16 protein-coding genes are annotated in these 15,595 nt (G+C 61.6%); 7 read left to right on the top strand and 9 right to left on the bottom strand.

Features of this window, described 5'->3' with window-relative positions; all coding sequences use genetic code 11:
• Positions 1-4: 4 nt before the first annotated feature.
• The 3 genes from OS035_RS11960 to OS035_RS11950 all read right to left on the bottom strand — a co-directional run bounded on the left by OS035_RS11960 (position 5) and on the right by OS035_RS11950 (position 2,257).
• Positions 5-673: an amino acid ABC transporter permease gene (locus OS035_RS11960; protein ID WP_012555312.1), complete on the bottom strand. Its 669-nt coding sequence runs from the start codon at positions 671-673 to the stop codon at positions 5-7.
• Positions 670-1,119 (bottom strand): type II 3-dehydroquinate dehydratase, encoded by a 450-nt coding sequence (locus OS035_RS11955; RefSeq protein WP_097625750.1) that lies wholly within the window; start codon positions 1,117-1,119, stop codon positions 670-672. The genes OS035_RS11960 and OS035_RS11955 overlap by 4 nt, the downstream gene beginning before the upstream one ends.
• A gap of 307 nt (positions 1,120-1,426) precedes the next feature.
• Positions 1,427-2,257 carry a transporter substrate-binding domain-containing protein gene (locus tag OS035_RS11950; RefSeq protein WP_183777912.1) on the bottom strand — a complete coding sequence of 277 codons (831 nt, stop codon included), beginning with the start codon at positions 2,255-2,257 and terminating at the stop codon, positions 1,427-1,429.
• 220 nt (positions 2,258-2,477) lie between these two features.
• Here OS035_RS11950 and OS035_RS11945 point away from each other — a divergent pair, with 220 nt between their 5' ends.
• On the top strand, positions 2,478-4,373 hold the full coding sequence (locus OS035_RS11945) for a bifunctional sugar phosphate isomerase/epimerase/4-hydroxyphenylpyruvate dioxygenase family protein (RefSeq protein WP_331813727.1): 1,896 nt from the start codon (positions 2,478-2,480) through the stop codon (positions 4,371-4,373).
• Between the two features lie 25 nt (positions 4,374-4,398).
• Here OS035_RS11945 and OS035_RS11940 read toward each other — a convergent pair whose 3' ends face one another.
• Positions 4,399-5,073 carry a GntR family transcriptional regulator gene (locus tag OS035_RS11940; RefSeq protein WP_012555316.1) on the bottom strand — a complete coding sequence of 225 codons (675 nt, stop codon included), beginning with the start codon at positions 5,071-5,073 and terminating at the stop codon, positions 4,399-4,401.
• Between the two features lie 38 nt (positions 5,074-5,111).
• Positions 5,112-5,780, bottom strand: a complete 669-nt coding sequence (locus tag OS035_RS11935) for a GntR family transcriptional regulator (RefSeq protein ID WP_054184068.1) — start codon at positions 5,778-5,780, stop codon at positions 5,112-5,114.
• Positions 5,781-6,277: 497 nt separating this feature from the next.
• On the opposite strand from OS035_RS11935, the gene OS035_RS11930 reads away from it, so the two are divergent.
• The 3 genes from OS035_RS11930 (at position 6,278) to OS035_RS11920 (ending at position 8,489) form a co-directional block, all read left to right on the top strand.
• On the top strand, positions 6,278-7,108 hold the full coding sequence (locus OS035_RS11930; RefSeq protein ID WP_183777908.1) for an MBL fold metallo-hydrolase: 831 nt from the start codon (positions 6,278-6,280) through the stop codon (positions 7,106-7,108).
• Between the two features lie 116 nt (positions 7,109-7,224).
• A complete protein-coding gene (locus OS035_RS11925; RefSeq protein WP_183777907.1) occupies positions 7,225-7,599 on the top strand; it encodes a GFA family protein in 375 nt (124 codons plus the stop codon).
• Positions 7,596-8,489, top strand: coding sequence for an alpha/beta fold hydrolase (locus tag OS035_RS11920; protein ID WP_183854682.1), 894 nt, complete (start codon positions 7,596-7,598; stop codon positions 8,487-8,489). The genes OS035_RS11925 and OS035_RS11920 overlap by 4 nt, the downstream gene beginning before the upstream one ends.
• 33 nt (positions 8,490-8,522) lie before the next feature.
• Here OS035_RS11920 and OS035_RS11915 read toward each other — a convergent pair whose 3' ends face one another.
• Together OS035_RS11915 and OS035_RS11910 are read right to left on the bottom strand one after the other, a co-directional pair.
• Positions 8,523-9,275 carry a polysaccharide deacetylase family protein gene (locus OS035_RS11915; RefSeq protein ID WP_183854684.1) on the bottom strand — a complete coding sequence of 251 codons (753 nt, stop codon included), beginning with the start codon at positions 9,273-9,275 and terminating at the stop codon, positions 8,523-8,525.
• The gene (locus tag OS035_RS11910; protein WP_331813726.1) at positions 9,272-10,366 is read right to left on the bottom strand and encodes a glycosyltransferase family 4 protein; all 1,095 of its coding nucleotides are present in this window, start codon (positions 10,364-10,366) and stop codon (positions 9,272-9,274) included. Before OS035_RS11910 ends, OS035_RS11915 begins: the two co-directional genes overlap by 4 nt.
• 180 nt (positions 10,367-10,546) lie before the next feature.
• Here OS035_RS11910 and OS035_RS11905 point away from each other — a divergent pair, with 180 nt between their 5' ends.
• Both OS035_RS11905 and OS035_RS11900 read left to right on the top strand, forming a co-directional pair.
• A complete protein-coding gene (locus tag OS035_RS11905) occupies positions 10,547-12,265 on the top strand; it encodes an adenylate/guanylate cyclase domain-containing protein (RefSeq protein ID WP_331813725.1) in 1,719 nt (572 codons plus the stop codon).
• Positions 12,265-13,143: an FkbM family methyltransferase gene (locus OS035_RS11900; RefSeq protein ID WP_310805636.1), complete on the top strand. Its 879-nt coding sequence runs from the start codon at positions 12,265-12,267 to the stop codon at positions 13,141-13,143. The genes OS035_RS11905 and OS035_RS11900 overlap by 1 nt, the downstream gene beginning before the upstream one ends.
• A gap of 35 nt (positions 13,144-13,178) precedes the next feature.
• Here OS035_RS11900 and OS035_RS11895 read toward each other — a convergent pair whose 3' ends face one another.
• Entirely contained in the window at positions 13,179-14,150 is a 972-nt protein-coding gene (locus OS035_RS11895) for a quinone oxidoreductase family protein (protein ID WP_222134868.1), read from the bottom strand.
• Between the two features lie 69 nt (positions 14,151-14,219).
• On the opposite strand from OS035_RS11895, the gene OS035_RS11890 reads away from it, so the two are divergent.
• Complete coding sequence (locus OS035_RS11890; RefSeq protein WP_331813724.1) at positions 14,220-15,113, top strand: LysR family transcriptional regulator; 894 nt, start codon at positions 14,220-14,222, stop codon at positions 15,111-15,113.
• 112 nt (positions 15,114-15,225) lie between these two features.
• On the opposite strand, the gene OS035_RS11885 is transcribed toward OS035_RS11890, so the two are convergent.
• Positions 15,226-15,546 carry a hypothetical protein gene (locus tag OS035_RS11885; protein WP_131710714.1) on the bottom strand — a complete coding sequence of 107 codons (321 nt, stop codon included), beginning with the start codon at positions 15,544-15,546 and terminating at the stop codon, positions 15,226-15,228.
• Between the last annotated feature and the right edge of the window lie 49 nt (positions 15,547-15,595).

Raw genomic sequence — 15,595 nt, 5'->3', positions numbered from 1 at the left:
CCTCCTACTTGACGGGATATTTGAAGTAGCGGGCGGAAAACGCCGCAAATAGGCGCATCATCACCCAGGAAATCACGAAATAGAAAAGCGTGACCGTGAAGTAGACCTCGAAGCTCCGGAAGCTCTCCGATTCGATGCGCTGGGAAACGGAGGTCAGCTCATAGGCCGAGATCGCCGAGGCGATGCTGGTGGTCAGCGTCAACAGCACGAACTGGCTGGTCAGCGACGGATAGATCGCCCGCAATGCCGGCTTGAGGATGATCAGCCGGAAGACCTGCGCCTTGTGCAGGCCAAGCGCCAGGCCGGCTTCCATCTGCCCCTTCGGGATCGATTGGACGCCGCCGCGAATGATCTCGATCGCGTAGGCGCCGCCGTTGATGCCGAGCGCGATGATCGCCGTCGGCGTCGGATCCAGCCGGATGCCGGTGAGCGGAAGCGCGAAATAGATGAAGAAGATCTGCACCAGGAACGGCGTGTTGCGGATCAGTTCGACGAAGGCGATGACCAGCCACCGCAAGGGTTTGAGCGCGGAATCGCGCAGGGCAACCCCGCCGATCCCGATGACGATCGCCAGCAGCATTCCGCAAATGGCAAGCAGGAAGGTCCCGAGACAGCCGAGCAGAAGGCTCGGCAGCCCATCGATGACAGGGGTGAAATCCAGCTTGTAATTCATGCTTTCGCTGCTCCCGCCATGTCGGCCATTGCTTCGATGGCAAGCTCATAACCGCGGGCGCCGAAGCCGATCATGATGGCGGTGGCGACGCGCGAGATCAGCGAATTGTGGTAGATGCTTTCGCGCGCATGAACATTCGAGATGTGCAGCTCGATCTTCGGCGGATCGAACATCTTCAGCGCATCGAGAAGGGCGATCGAGGTGAAGGTATAGCCGGCCGGATTGATGATGATGCCGCAGGCTTCTTTGCGGGCCTGATGCACGCTTTCCACAAGCTCGCCCTCGAAATTGGTCTGGCGGAAGTCGACGGCAAAGCCGAGGCTCTCAGCCTTTGCCAGGCACCTGTCCCTGATATCGGCCAGCGTCGTCGAGCCATAGATCGCGGGCTCGCGCTCCCCCAGCAGGTTGAGATTCGGTCCGTTGAGCACAAAAATGGTTCTGGTCATGTCGCGCACCTCAAACGGGCCGGGCCACAAGCATGGCGGTTGTGTTGACGGGCATGGCTGCCAGCCATCATGGATAAGATTCGTCTGGAGACGGCCGCGTGCCCCTCATCCGGCTGCCGCCACCGACCGGGGTCGAGCCGCGGGTCTCGACCCGTCCTTCGGACCCCCGTAAACGGGGCGAAGGGGATATGCCGCATCCTCTCAATCCCTCACCAGCGTTTCGTGAGGCAAGTCCCCTCGCCCCGTTTACGGGGAGAGGGTTAGGGTGAGGGGCAATCGGCAGCCACCGACGCAAACCGACGCTCGCTCAGTTCGCCGCGAACGGAATGCCTTCCAGCTTTTCCGGGAATTCCGGGACCGGCACCTTCATCCACTTGTCGTAGACGGCCTTGAGATCGCCGTTTGTCTTGATCTTGTCGATGAAGCTGTTCAGCGCCGCATTGATTTCCTTCTCGCCGAGACGCGTGCAGGCGCCGTTGTAGAGCTTCTGGAATTCAAGCTTGTTTTCGAATTCGCCCGGGCGCGCCTTGTTCACCCGGTCCATGTAGAAGATGTTGCCGCCCAGCGTATCGACCTGGCCGGAAACCAGGGCCTGAACGCTCGCAGCGTCTCCGTCATAGCGCCGGATCGTCGTGCCCTCAGGCGCGTTCTTCGTCACCTGCGTATCCTGCGCTGCACCCTTGGCGACGCCGACGCTGAACTTGGCCATGTCGGCATTCGTCTTGATCTCCGCCGATTTGGGACCGATCAGGACGATGGCATTGGCCACATAGGGCTTGCTGAACTGCACGGCCTTTGCGCGATCCGGCAGCATTGCCATGGTCGCGAACAGAACGTCGACACGCCCCGCCGTCAGCGCCGGAATGCGGTTGTTGACTTCGAGCGGCACGAACTCGACGGAAACGCCCAGTTCCTTGGCGAACAGCGTGGCGATGTCGGCGTCGAGGCCGTCCTGCTTACCGCCGCTGGTCACAAAGCCCCAGGGCGGGTTGTCGCCTTGAATTCCGACAATGATCTTACCGCGGGCCTTGATTTCGTCGGGCGTGATGGCGGCGGCCGGTTGCGCCAAGGTGACGGCAGCCACCAGGGCCGCGGCTCCGAGTATCGCGTTTCGACGCGTCAGCATAGATTTGAACATTATGTTTCCTCCTCTTTGGCGGTCGTTCGACCGGACAGCCACCTCACCTTTTGACTGTGGGAAGAATGATTGCCAGAGACGAACGTGTAAATCAACAGAGTTTTTGAAAATCATATGAGATTTTATAATGCATCAATCTATTTGAATTACTCAAGAGATTAGCGATAATAGGTGAGAGCGATTTTTCGCAGCTGGCGGTGGATGCCGAAAGGGCTTTGACATGAAGACCTCGATTGCGACTGTGACGATCAGCGGCGAACTGCCGGAGAAGCTCGAGGCGATCGCCCGGGCGGGCTTCGACGGCGTCGAAATCTTCGAGAACGATTTCCTGGCCTTCGACGGAAGCCCGGCCGATGTTGGTAAACTGGTGCGCGACCATGGGCTGGAGATTACGCTGTTCCAGCCGTTTCGCGACTTCGAGGGCATGCCGGAGCCGCTTAGAAGCCGCACTTTCGACCGTGCCGAACGGAAGTTCGACGTGATGCAGCAGCTTGGAACGGATCTGGTGCTGGTCTGCTCGAACGTCTCGCCGGCCGCCATCGGCGGCATCGACCGGGCGGCCGAGGATTTCCGGGAGCTCGGCGAACGAGCCGCCCGGCGTGGTCTGAGGGTGGGCTACGAGGCGCTCGCCTGGGGTCGCCATATCAGCGACCACCGCGACGCCTGGGAGATCGTGCGGCGCGCCGATCATCCGAATGTCGGCCTCATCCTGGACAGTTTCCACACCTTGTCACGCAAGATCGACGTCAACTCGATCCGCTCGATTCCGAAAGAGAAGATCTTTATCGTCCAGCTTGCCGATGCGCCGCTGATCGACATGGACCTACTCTACTGGAGCCGCCACTTCCGCAATATGCCTGGCGAAGGAGACCTTCCCGTCACGGCCTTTACCGAAGCTGTCGCCGCCACAGGTTATGATGGCTATTTCTCCCTGGAGATTTTCAACGACCAGTTTCGAGGCGGCCTGTCGCGGCCGATCGCCGCCGATGGCCACCGCTCGCTGATCTATCTCGGCGATCAGGTGCGCCACCATCTCGGCTCTGGCAGCATGACCGGGGCGGCGATGCCGGAACGGGCGGCCGTCAAGGGCGTCGGCTTCGTGGAGTTTGCCACGGACGAACAGGATGAAGTCGAACTGGTGGCCTTGCTGCGCACCCTCGGCTTCAAACAGACCGCCGTCCACCGCACCAAGAAAGTCTCGCTGTTCGAGCAGGGCGAGATCCGCATCCTCGTCAATGTCGATCAAGCGGGATTTGCCAATGCGGCCTATGCCGTACATGGAACGTTTGCCTATGCCATGGCGCTGGTCGTCGACGATGCCGCAATGGCTTTTGCGCGTGCGCTTGCTCTCGATGCCGAGCCCTTTGCCCAGCCGGTGGCGGAGGGTGAACTCGAGCTGCCCGCCATTCGGGGCGTCGGCGGCGGCATCGTCTATCTGATCGACGACAAGAGCGCTCTCGGCCGCTTTTCCGAAATCGACTTTCGCCCGGTCACCGACGACACCGACACGGCGTCTGCCGGCCTTCTCCGCGTCGACCACGTCGCCCAGACGGTCGGCTATGATGAAATGCTCACCTGGCTTTTATTCTATACGTCGATCTTCGAGACCCATAAGACCCCGATGGTCGACATCATCGATCCAGCCGGGGTGGTGCGCAGCCAGGTCGTCGAGAACCAGTCGGGCGGGCTGCGCATCACCATGAACGGAGCCGAAAACCGCCGCACCCTGGCCGGACATTTCATTGCCGAGAAGTTCGGCTCCGGCATCCAACACCTGGCATTTTCGACCGACGACATCCTTGCAACCGCCGAAAAACTTCGCAGCTGCGGTTTCAGTTCCCTGCATATTTCGCCGAACTATTACGAAGACGTCGAAGCCCGCTTCGGGCTCGATCCCGTCATGACCGAGCGGCTGAAAGCGGAGAACATCCTCTATGACCGGGACGAGCACGGCGAGTATTTCCAGCTCTACAGCGGCACCTATGGAGAGGGTTTCTTTTTCGAGATCGTCGAGCGCCGTGGTTATCGCGGCTATGGCGCGCCGAACGCAATTTTCCGGATCGCCGCGCTGAAAAGACAGATGCGCCCGGAGGGAATTCCGAAAGACGTCGATTAATTTCCTGGCTTCAAAGCGATGCGCTCTAGAGAATGCGGCCGCTCTTCAGCACATGTTCGACGCCGCTATGGACGTGCCGTTTGACCACCTCGGTCGCACCGGCGACGTCACGCTGAATGGAAAGTTCGAACAACAGCCGGTGGTCGTCGACGACAGGTTTTCCGCGAAAGCTTTCGGCCAGCATATGATAACGGAGAAAGCGGTCGAAGACCGACGACAGGGTCGCCATCAACGTCTCTGAATTGCAGGCCGAGACAATTGCCTGATGGAACTCCCAATCATATCGAACCCAGTCGACCGTGCGCGAGGTGTCGCCCGCCAGCAGCTTGCGCTCCGCGGCAGCCAGGCGGTGATGGGCCGCGACGATGCGCCCTTCCCATTCGAGATTTCCCGCAGCGAATGCAAGGCCGATCGCATGCGTTTCAAGAACGATCCTCAGATCGGCAAGCTCCAGCAGCTCGCGGCGCGAAGCCGGGCTGACTTCGAAACCACGCTGCCCTTCGGCCAGAACAAGGTTCTCCGTGGTCAGGCGGCTCAGAATTTCGCGCAGCGACGAAATGCCGATGGAGTAGCGCTCCTTTGCCTGCTCCAGCTTGATCTTCGCCCCCGGCGGCAATACCCCCGAGATTATATCCTCGCGGATCTGCCGGAAAACGACATCGCTTACCGTTTCAGCCGGGTCGTGGATCTGTTTGAGCATGGCTCTTCCTGATGTGATGGCCCGGCGAGCATCCGTCGTCATTTCAACGTCCCCCGCGCCAAAGCATGCTCGACCCCGCCTTGAATGTGGAAGGCAAGCACCCGCTTGGCGGTCTCCGCATCCCGCCGCAAGGCCGCATCCAAAAGCTGTTGATGTTCTTCGGCGGCGACATCGCCCCGGTAGGACAGGGCGACCATCTGATATCTCAGATATTTGTCGAAGATGACCGAATGGGTCTGCATCAGCAGTTTCGATCCGCAGGCCGAAATCAGCGCCTGGTGGAACTCCCAGTCGTAACGCTTCCAGTCCTCGGCCCTGCTGGTATCGCCGGATGACATGACCTGCTCCATCCGCGCCAGTTTGTAGTGGGCCGCAACCAGCGGCGCCTCCCATTCCACGTCGCCACGCGCAAGGGACTGCTCCAAGGCATGGCTCTCGAGGAGCAGTCTCATCGCCGCCGTCTCCTTGAGGTCGGAAACCGACACCGGGGAGACTTCGAACCCCTTCTGTCCTTCGGCAACGACAAGCCCTTCGGAGGAGAGCCGGTTCAGCACCTCCCGCAGCGTACTGATGCTGGTCTCGTAGGACTCCTTCAGGCTTTCCAGCTTGAGCTTTTGGGCGGGCGCCAGCCGCCCGAAAATAATGTCAGCCCGAATGCGCCGGTAACTGCTCTCGGCGATGGTCTCGTTTACGACAGGCTGCAGCATTGCCGAATCTCTTATATTTTTCGTATCATCAGATATATCGCTTTTCGGCGATAGCGATCAAGGAAACATTCGTGCCGCGGCGTGCACAATTTTCTCAGAGGATGCTATTTTCTGCCGAGATTGACCCTGGATGTAAATCCGGCCCCGCCGCAGCCGTGCATGCCTTGCCTTTCGGCCGCCTAGAGAGTTTTAGCGCAAGCGGGTGACAGCGGAATCAGGGTCGGATGGGCGGCAATTGTTTTTTCGATCGCGCGCAACCATCTAATAGGCATGATTTACGGGAAAATGTCCCCGCCCCAACAGCACGTTTACCGAAAACCAACCATACTGGGTTGCTTTCCGAGGCGAAAGCCGATTGCTTAGGAAAATCTACTTCTTCTTCCGCTAGCGGTTAGGAGAATGAAAGGGGACACAGGCAAACCCGTGGAATTCTGCTGCTTCGCATCGGGATAAACTATGTTTACGATGGCGGTGCGGGAAGGCCGGTTTGAAGAACGATGACGACAGAACTGTTTCAGGTAAAATTTTGGGGCGTCCGCGGCAGTATTCCCGTTTCGGGCCCCGAATTCGACCGCTACGGCGGTAACACTTCCTGCATCGAAATTCGCTGCGGAGAACACAGGATGATCTTCGACGCCGGCTCCGGCCTGCGCGAGGCGGGGCTGTCGTTGCTCGCCGACGGCGTCAGCGATGTCGACCTGTTCTTCAGCCACTGCCACTACGACCACATCATCGGCCTGCCTTTTTTCAAGGCGATCTATTACCCCTCGATCAACGTCAACATCTGGTCCGGCCATCTCGACGGCAAGATGAGCACGCGTGAGATGGTCGAGCAGTTCATCAGCCCGCCCTGGTTTCCTGTGAAGACCGATATCTGTCAGGCGACGATGAACTTCCGCGACTTCCATCCCGGCCAGGCGCTGACGCCTCACGAAGGCATCGAGATCAAGACCTTCATGCTCAACCATCCGGGCGGCGCCATCGGCTATCGCATCGAATGGCAGGGCCGGTCGGTCGCTCTGATCTACGATATCGAGCATATTCCCGGCAGCCACGACCCGGTCTCGCTGGAGATGATGAAGGACGCCGATCTCGTCGTCTACGACTGCACCTACAATGAAGACGAGATGCAGCGTTTCAAGGGCTTCGGCCATTCGACCTGGCAGCACGGCACCGAGCTGGCAAAGATCGCCGGCGCCAAACGCTTCGCCCTCTTCCACCACGCCCCCTCGCGCACCGACGAACAGCTGGCGCAGATGGAAGCCCAGGCGCAGGCCGCCTTCCCAGAATCCTTTGCCGCCCGCGACAATCAGACCGTGGTGATCTGACAGGCTGCAGGCCGCTTTCGCCGGCCGCAGTCGGTCGCGCTTGAGCTTGCTACGGAACCGATCCCGAGCCGGACCGTTTTCTCGGCATCGCAAGATCCTCGAAACGGGTGTCAGCCATGACCGTACTTTCCGGACAATGCCTATGCGGGCAGGTGCGCATCTCTGTTGCCGGCGAACCCAGCCGCGTTGGGATCTGCCATTGCATGGACTGCCGGAAGGAAAGTGGTTCGGCCTTCACCTTCTATGGGATCTGGCCCGCCGGCCAATTCGAACATGCGGGGGAAACCGGCGCGTTCCAAGGCCGGCATTTCTGCACCGGCTGCGGTTCGCGACTGTTTTCCGTCGATGACGAAGAGGCGGAAATCAAGCTTGGCATTCTCTCCGATGCGCCGACGCCGCTCGTGCCGCGCTACGAACTCTGGATCAAGCGCCGGGAAGCGTGGCTGCGGCCGGTCGAGGGCGCCGAACAGTTTGAGGAAGACCGAAAGTGAGCGCCGCCGGAGACGCTCCGACAGCGACCCTCGTCCGGCATCGCCGGATCACCGTTGCCGGCGTCGAGACGTTTTATCGCGAAGCCGGAAGACGCGATGCGCCTGTCTTGCTGCTGCCGCATGGATATCCCTGCTCCTCCTATGAATTCCGCAATCTCATGCCGCGCCTGGCTGACCGCTGGCGGTTGATTGCGCCGGACTTCCCCGGTGCCGGCTATAGCGGCACGCCCGACGATTTCGACTACAGCTTCGATGGCTACGCCGCCTGGCTGGAGGCTTTCGTCGACGTGCTGGAGATCGACCGCTTCGCCCTTTACCTCCACGATTTCGGCTCGCCCATCGGTGCGCGACTGGCCATCAAAGATCCCAGGCGCATCGTGGCGCTGATCATCCAGAACGGCGATATTCCCTACGAGGATGCGCTCGGGCCGAAATATGCGGATATCGAGGCGACGTGGTCGCTGCCGCGATCGGAGATGAGGAAGATGCTGGCCGAGGCGATCAGCAAGGAGACCTTCAAGGAGGAATTCCTCAACGACCTGCCGCCGCCTCTGGCCGCCGCCATCCCGCCGGATCTCTGGACGCTGCACTGGTCGCTGATGACGCCGCGGCGCAAGGAAATCGCCATCGACCTGATCGCCGGGCTGAAAGAGAACCGGGCGTGGTTTCCGCAGCATCGGGCATACCTCAGGGAAAACCGGCCTCCGGCCTTGATCGTCTGGGGTCCCAACGACCACTACATGCCGGAACAATCGGCGCGCGCCTATCTCCACGATCTGCCGGATGCGGAACTGCATCTGCTCGGCGGCGGCCACTGGCTGCTCGAGACGCATCTCGATGAGGTCACCGCACTGATGCGAGATTTCCTCGGGCGCGTTCATCCCAGTTGATCGGCCAACTGATCGGCCATCGACCGGCAAGCCTCACGGCTTGAGAAGTGCCGATGCCGCCGACCAGTGGACGGCGGGATGCCGTCCCGTTGCGGCAAACAAGGCCGACAGGAAATCCCAGGCGGCGGCGTCGTGCACCAGATGGTGGGTGAGCACGCCGATCGGTTCGTCGCTGCCGGCAAACCGGTCGCGCAATTCCGCCACCAACTCGGCCACCAGCTCCGCCTCGCTCCGTCCGCCGCGGGTGCCGTGCCAGTCGATGATGTCGACATGGGTGTTGAGAAGCGGTATCGGCCCGCCCTGCCTTGCCCGCCCATAGACCGAAAGCGCTGCGAAGCCGAGATCCGGCAGCGCCGGGATGAGGGTGGCGTCGATCCGGTTCCACGGCGGCACCAGCACCGGCAGGAAACGGGCCGGATGGAGCCGCTGCAGCAGCCGGAACCCGTCACCCAGCTCGCCGAGCACGATCTCCGCCGGCCGGTCACTGCCAAGCTCCTGCTTCTTCCGCTCCGGACCCGCATGGTTGCTATGCGACCAGCCATGCACGGCAACCGTCACGCCGGCCTCTGCCGCCAGCCGCGCCGCCAATGCCTCGCCCGTCAGGCCAGGAATGACGGCCAGCGTCAGGGGCACCTTGCTTTCGCCGGTTAACGCCAGCAGCCTCTCCAGATCAGGCGTCGGCTCGATCGCATCGTCGTCGCGCAGCCACAAGCGGGCCACACGGCCGGCGGCCTGCCAGCGGTCGAGCTCACGGCGCAGCGGCTCCCAGCTCGTCATGTCGGTCATCGCCTTACTCCTGTTGCCGCATTGGCTCGCAAAATTCCGTCCAGCCGCTCGGCCGCCATCGCCAGCGAGCGCTCGCCGAGCACGAAGCGGCGCGCCGCCTGGCCCATGGCGTCGCGCCTCTCCCCATCATCCAGCAGGGCAGCCACGGCCGCGGCATAGGCGGCGACATCACCATCCCGAGTCAGCAGGCCGGTCACCCCCGCTTCGACCACGGCGGGCACCCCCGCCGTCTCCTGCGCGACGACGGGCAGGCCGGCGGCCTGGGCTTCCAGATAGGCAAGGCCGTAAGCCTCGCCGCAGCCCGGCCAGAGATAGATGCCGCCGCGCCCGAGCAGACCGGCGATTTCGGCAGCATCCCGCTCGCCCAGCCATTCGATGCGGCCGGCGGGAAAGGCGGAAAACAGCCCCTGCACCTCGTGCCGCATCGGGCCATCGCCGATGACGGCAAGCGTCCAGGGCCGGTCTTCGATCAGCCGCAACGCTTTTGCCAGCATGGCATAACTTGCCATCTTGTCGCCGGCCCGCATCATCGCCACCGTCATCAGCCGCAGCGGATCGGGGGCCGGCGGCACCCTCTCGAACAGCGCCGTGTCGATGAAGGGTTTCAGGCCGGCAAGCCGCGCCTGCGGAAAGGCGGCCGAAAGGCCCGCCTGGTCGCGTTCGGTGAAGCTGATACTGACGGCCGCCTGCAGGATCGCCTCGCCCACGCGTTTCTGCACGCCTGCCCAGCCGGTGCTATCGCGTTTCGCCGCATAGGACGCCTCGGCGGTGACATAGGGGATGGCGAATTCGGCGGAGATCACCGGCCCGAACGGGTCGGGCGATTTGTAATAGGGGTGATAGCAGCACCAGAGTTCGGGTCGCGGCGTGGATGTCCATTTTTGCCGCAGCCGCTGCAGTTCGGCACCGATCGCCGGTTCGAGGTCGGCTGCCGCTTCCGGTGTCGCGGCATGGGTGCGGAATTCGGAGACGACCTCGACCTCGTGCCCGGCCATTTCAAGCGCCCGGATCAGCAGCCGCGCCATCAGCCGGTCGCCCGACGGCACCGGATGGTTCGGCGATTTCATCGGCGCGTAAAAAGCCACCCGCATGCACAACCCTCATATGAAGACACAGTGTTTCCGGCCGTCATGCCCGGTGGCGAAACTCCGCTATTGTCCATTTCCCTAAAACTTGCGCATAAGCATATGGAATGTGATCGCGATGGAAACAATTCCGCCTCTTTCTCAATCTCTATGAGCCTGCGGTTGCATCGACAAGAACGGGAATGAATGACGACGGTCTCGGCCACAGGGATTTTTTCGGAGCGTATGATCAGAAGGGCGAGGCTCGGTTCCGGCCTGGTCATTTTCATCTTCGTCCTGCTGCACCTGTCGAACCATGCGATCGGCCTGATTTCCGTCTCCGCCGCCGATAAGGCTGCCCGCCTGTTCATGGCGATCTGGCGCAATCCTGTCGGGACGACCATCTTCTATTCGTCGGTTCTGATCCATATAGCGCTGGTGCTGCGCGCCATCTATATGCGCCGCAGCCTCGTCATGCCAAAGGGCGAGATGGCGCAGATCGTGCTCGGTCTGCTGATCCCGCTGCTTCTCATCGATCATGTCATCGGCACGCGCGTCGCCCACGAGCTCTACGGTTATATTGATGATTACGAGACGGTCGTCGGCTCGCTGTGGATCCGGGCGCCGGCAAACGGCCTCCGGCAGGCGTTCGGTCTCCTCGCCGTCTGGATCCATGGCTGCATCGGCCTGCATTTCTGGCTGCGCTACCGCCCCTGGTACCCCGGCCTGGCGCCGCTGCTGCTGGCGCTGGCAATCCTCGTGCCGGTGCTCTCGCTGCTCGGTTTCGTTGAAATGGGTCGGACGCTGGCCGACCCCTCCTATCAGCAGGCGGTCGCCAACAGCCCCTATAAGGCGACGGTCAACACCCGTTACGCCTCGAACCCGGAGGTTCTCGGCCAGGTCTCGACGATCCGCGCCGGGCTTTACGGCGCTTTCTCAGCCGCGCTGCTGATCGTCGTCGCAGCCCGCGCCCGGCGCAGGCTGAAGGAGGCCCTCGACCAGGTGGCCGTGCATTATCCGGGCGGCGAGGTGATCCGTGTGCCGCGCGGGTTCTCGGTGCTGGAGGCAAGCCGGCTCGGCGGCCTGCCGCATTATTCCGTCTGCGGCGGCAAGGGCCAGTGTTCCACCTGCCGGGTGCAGATCCTCGGCGACTACGAGCACCTGCCGGTCCCCGACAAGATGGAAAAGACGACGCTGAGGCGCATCAATGCCGGCCCGGACGTGCGGCTTGCCTGCCAGCTTCGCCCGAACCGCGATGTCGCGGTCGCGCCGCTGCTCGTGCCGGCGCTCGAAGCCGCCCTTCCCGCCAACAGCCAGGAGACCAGCCCGGGGCGCGAACGTGAGATCGCCGTGCTCTTCGTTGACATCCGCCATTTCACCACGCTGACGGAAACGCGCCTGCCCTTCGACGTCGTCTTCCTGTTGAACCGCTATTTCGCCATCATCGGCAAGGCGGTGGAGCAGGCGGGCGGGCGGCTCGACAAGTTCATCGGCGACGGCGCCATGGCGCTATTCGGCCTCAACACCGCGCCTGAGGAAGCCTGCCGCCAGGCGCTCAAGGCGGCTGCCGCGATCGTCGCCGAGATCGAGAAGCTCGCCGCCGAACTGGCCGAGGAACTGGCGCTGCCGCTGCGCATCGCGATCGGCATCCACACCGGCCCGGCCGTCGTCGGCACGATGGGCTATGGCCGGGTGCGCAGCATGACTGCGATCGGCGATACCGTGAACGTCGCGAGCCGGCTGGAAAGTGCGGCCAAGGAATTCGAAGCGGCGATCGTCATCTCCGAACCGGTGGCGAGCCTCTCCGGCGCCGATCTTTCGGGCATCGAAAGCCGTGAAATCAGCGTGCGCGGCCGCGCCCTGCCCTTGAAAGTCTATGTCATTCCGACAGAGAAAGCGGCAGAACCGCTCGAAGGAAAAGACTGATGCCCGGCAAGCCCTGGCTCACCGCCAAATATTGGAGCCGCCGGCTGCGCAAGGCGCGCAATGCCGCGGCCTCGCGCTTCTTCGGCACTCGCTTCGGCCGCCGCCTGCTGATAGAAAATATCGGCCCGCGCGTCGTCTCGATGACGGTCGACGCCGGCGATCATCTGATGACCTTTTCGCCTTCGGATTATATCGGCCGCAAGGTCTTTCGGAAGGGTCATTTCGAGCGCGACGCGGTCGACCGGCTGATCGTCATCCTGCGCGAGCGCGGTCTCCTCAGAAAGGATGCGACGCTGCTCGAGATCGGCGGCAATATCGGCACCCAGACCGTCTATTTCGCCTTGAGCGGTACCTACGCCCGGATCGTCAGCATCGAGCCCGACCCGCGCAATTTCCCGCTGCTTGAACTCAACATCCGCCAGAACCGGCTGACGGAAAAGGTCCATCTCGTCAATTGCGCCGCCGGCGAGAGCGAAGGCGAGATCGACTTCTTCCTCAACCGCAACAATCACGGCAAGAGCAGCGCCATCCGCCAGAGCCCGACCGACAGGAAGATTAGCGTGCCGGTGAAGCCAGTGTCCGAAATCCTCGCCGGCCTGTCGATCGACCCTGGAGCAATCGGCCTCGTCTGGATGGATATCGAAGGCTACGAGCCGATCGCCTGCCTCTCTATGCAGCCCCTACTTAGCCGCCGCGTGCCGCTCCATATGGAATTCACCCCGCTCTTCTACGGAGCCGAAGGAACAAGAGCCTTCATCTCCATGCTCGCCGGCTACTACGAGGACTGCCTCGTCCTCTTCGAGGACCGCGAGGAGGAGATGAAGGTGCGGGATCTGCCGGGGGAATTCGATCAGTATAACGTGCTGTTTCTGCCGTAGAGACGGCTTCGGAGCCATCCTCTGCGCGCCATGCTCTAAGGTATTAGCAAAATGCTGCCTGCGGCCCGCCCCGACTCCATTTCCATATGCGCTCTTGCAACATCTGCCAAGCTGAACTCGGCCGCGATCTGGCAGACGATCCCTGCTTCCATGGCCTGAACTGCCGCCTGCGCCGCCTCGCGGTATCTTTCGACATCGGCGCACCAAGCCATGATGCTAGGGTGAGAGAGCGACTTGCCCGGCCGAAGCTCCTCGACCGGAACCGGAGCAACCGGACCGGCGGCTTGCCCGATGGTCACAGCCATCCCGAAGGCTCGGACCGAACGAAGACTGTTGACCAGCATATCGCCGCCAATTCCGTCAATGGCGACGTCAACGCCATTGCCATTCGTAAGCCGCTGGACTTCCGCGACGATATCGGCCCCTCGCCCGACGATGAGATGATCCGCGCCGAAGGACTTGGCGAGCACCGCCTTTTCGGGCGTGCTGACGGTGCCAATCACCGTGGCATTGAGCGACTTGGCCCAACGAACGAGGATGCTCCCGAGCCCACCTGCGGCCGCGTGGATCAGAATATGACTTCCATCCCGAACATCGCACGTCTTCTTCAGCAGCATGTAGGCCGTCATGCCTTTGAGCAGCGAACTCGCAGCCGTTTTCGCCGAAACCGAGTCGGGAAGCCTGATCACTCTTTCAGCGGCAATGGTCCTTGTCGTGCAATAGGCTCCGACCGGCGGCCCGGCATACGCCACCCGGTCGCCCTCTTTCAAGTCGGTCACGTCTGGGCCGACCGCTGCCACGACACCCGCAGCCTCAGCACCGATCACGGCCGGATAAGAGGGCATCGAATAGATGCCCTTCCGATGATAGATGTCCAGGAAGTTGGTCCCGATCGCTTCATGACGAATTTTTATCTCGCCCCGGCCGGGAGCAGCGGAGCGGTGATCCTGTACCTGAAACCGAGTGACGTCGCCTGGGGCGTTCAACATTACGATCTGATCTGTCATCGTTGGATCTCCATGATGCGCACAGGCTAGCGGCTGGCCAAGCGGGTGAAAATTCCCTATTGCTGCACAATGAATGGGAACAAATTCACACACCTCGATTGGGACGATTTGCGGCATTTTCTGGCGCTGGCGCAGTCAGGAACGTTTCTCGGCGCGGCGAAGCAGCTCGGCGTCGAACACGCAACCATAAGCCGGCGCGTCTCATCGCTTGAAGCAACGCTGGAACGCAAGCTCATCGACCGCCGCGGGCGTCGCGTCGTTCTCACTCCGGAAGGCGAGAAGGTTGCCAGGCATGCCGCTGTCATCGCGTTGCAGACAGCCGCGGTCGAGCAGATTGGGCGCAGCAGCGCGACGGAAGTGCGCGGCCATGTGAGGATCAGCGCCCCTCCCGCTCTGTCGAGCGCGCTTCTGGCAAAACCGATCGTGGCCATCCGGCGCGATCATCCGGGTGTGCAGATTACGCTTGTTGGCGAGAAGCGGTTTACGTCGTTGAACAGGCGCGAGACAGACATCGCGATACGACTGTCTAGACCGGAAGATGGCGACTATTCGATCACCAAGCTCCAGGAGCTCACGTTCGACCTCTTCGCTTCGAAGCGTTACCTCGAAACCGTTGCGCCGTCCGAATGGACGTTTATCGGCTACGATGAACCGATGAATTCCTCGCCGCAGCAGCTGCGTCTCAAGGAAGTGGCCGCCGGTCGCCAAATTGCGTTGCGATCATCCGTTCTGGAGTTTCAGGTCGCGGCCGCAAGGCTTGACGGGGGTGTCGTCATGCTGCCCGATTTCGCAGTCCCCGCAGATCTCCAGCGCATCGAGGGCGAACATGCTCTCGTAAGGGAGCTGTGGCTGGTCGTGCACTCGGAGATCAAGGACGTTCCGTCTATTCGTGTCGTCCTGGATGCGCTCAAGAGGGCGTTCAAAAAGAAGCCTGATGCCGGCCCGCCCTATTTGTCCGAGTAAATCAACGATATCGACCAGGAGCGGGAGATCGACCTTTTGCACTTCGCGGCGTTGGCAGGAACGGTACCGTCAAGGCAGCCGAACCGGATCTCCGCCAAGCCGCGCCGCTCCGTCATTGCCACCACTTGGCTTTCTCAAGGCTGACTTTGCGCAGCGCATTGTGACTGTCGCGAACCTGGATCTCGATGACCTTGCTTTTATTTCCTTTTTTCACTTCAGCACACACTGCTGCCACCGCCGGAAACAATGGGTCGTGAAAATCATTCATTCCAAGAGCGGCTGCAGCTTTTTCTGCCGATTCTGCCGTCATGTTGAAGCCGCATCCCGATTTCGTAAAACTGTGAAAATAGAATGCCGCTGCGGCTCTGTCAGCTTGAGCATGACCCGCCGTAGCAAGAACAAGCGCGATAGCGCCTAGAATATGCAGCTTCATTATACTACCCCTGAATTACAATCTCTGAGCGCAGAACAACTGCGCAGAT

Origin of the sequence: Rhizobium sp. 268, from assembly GCF_036571585.1 — a bacterium.
In the GTDB taxonomy this organism is placed as follows: domain Bacteria; phylum Pseudomonadota; class Alphaproteobacteria; order Rhizobiales; family Rhizobiaceae; genus Rhizobium; species Rhizobium redzepovicii.
Note: the sequence above shows the minus strand (reverse complement) of the source record. Positions and strands in the feature narration are given on the sequence as shown.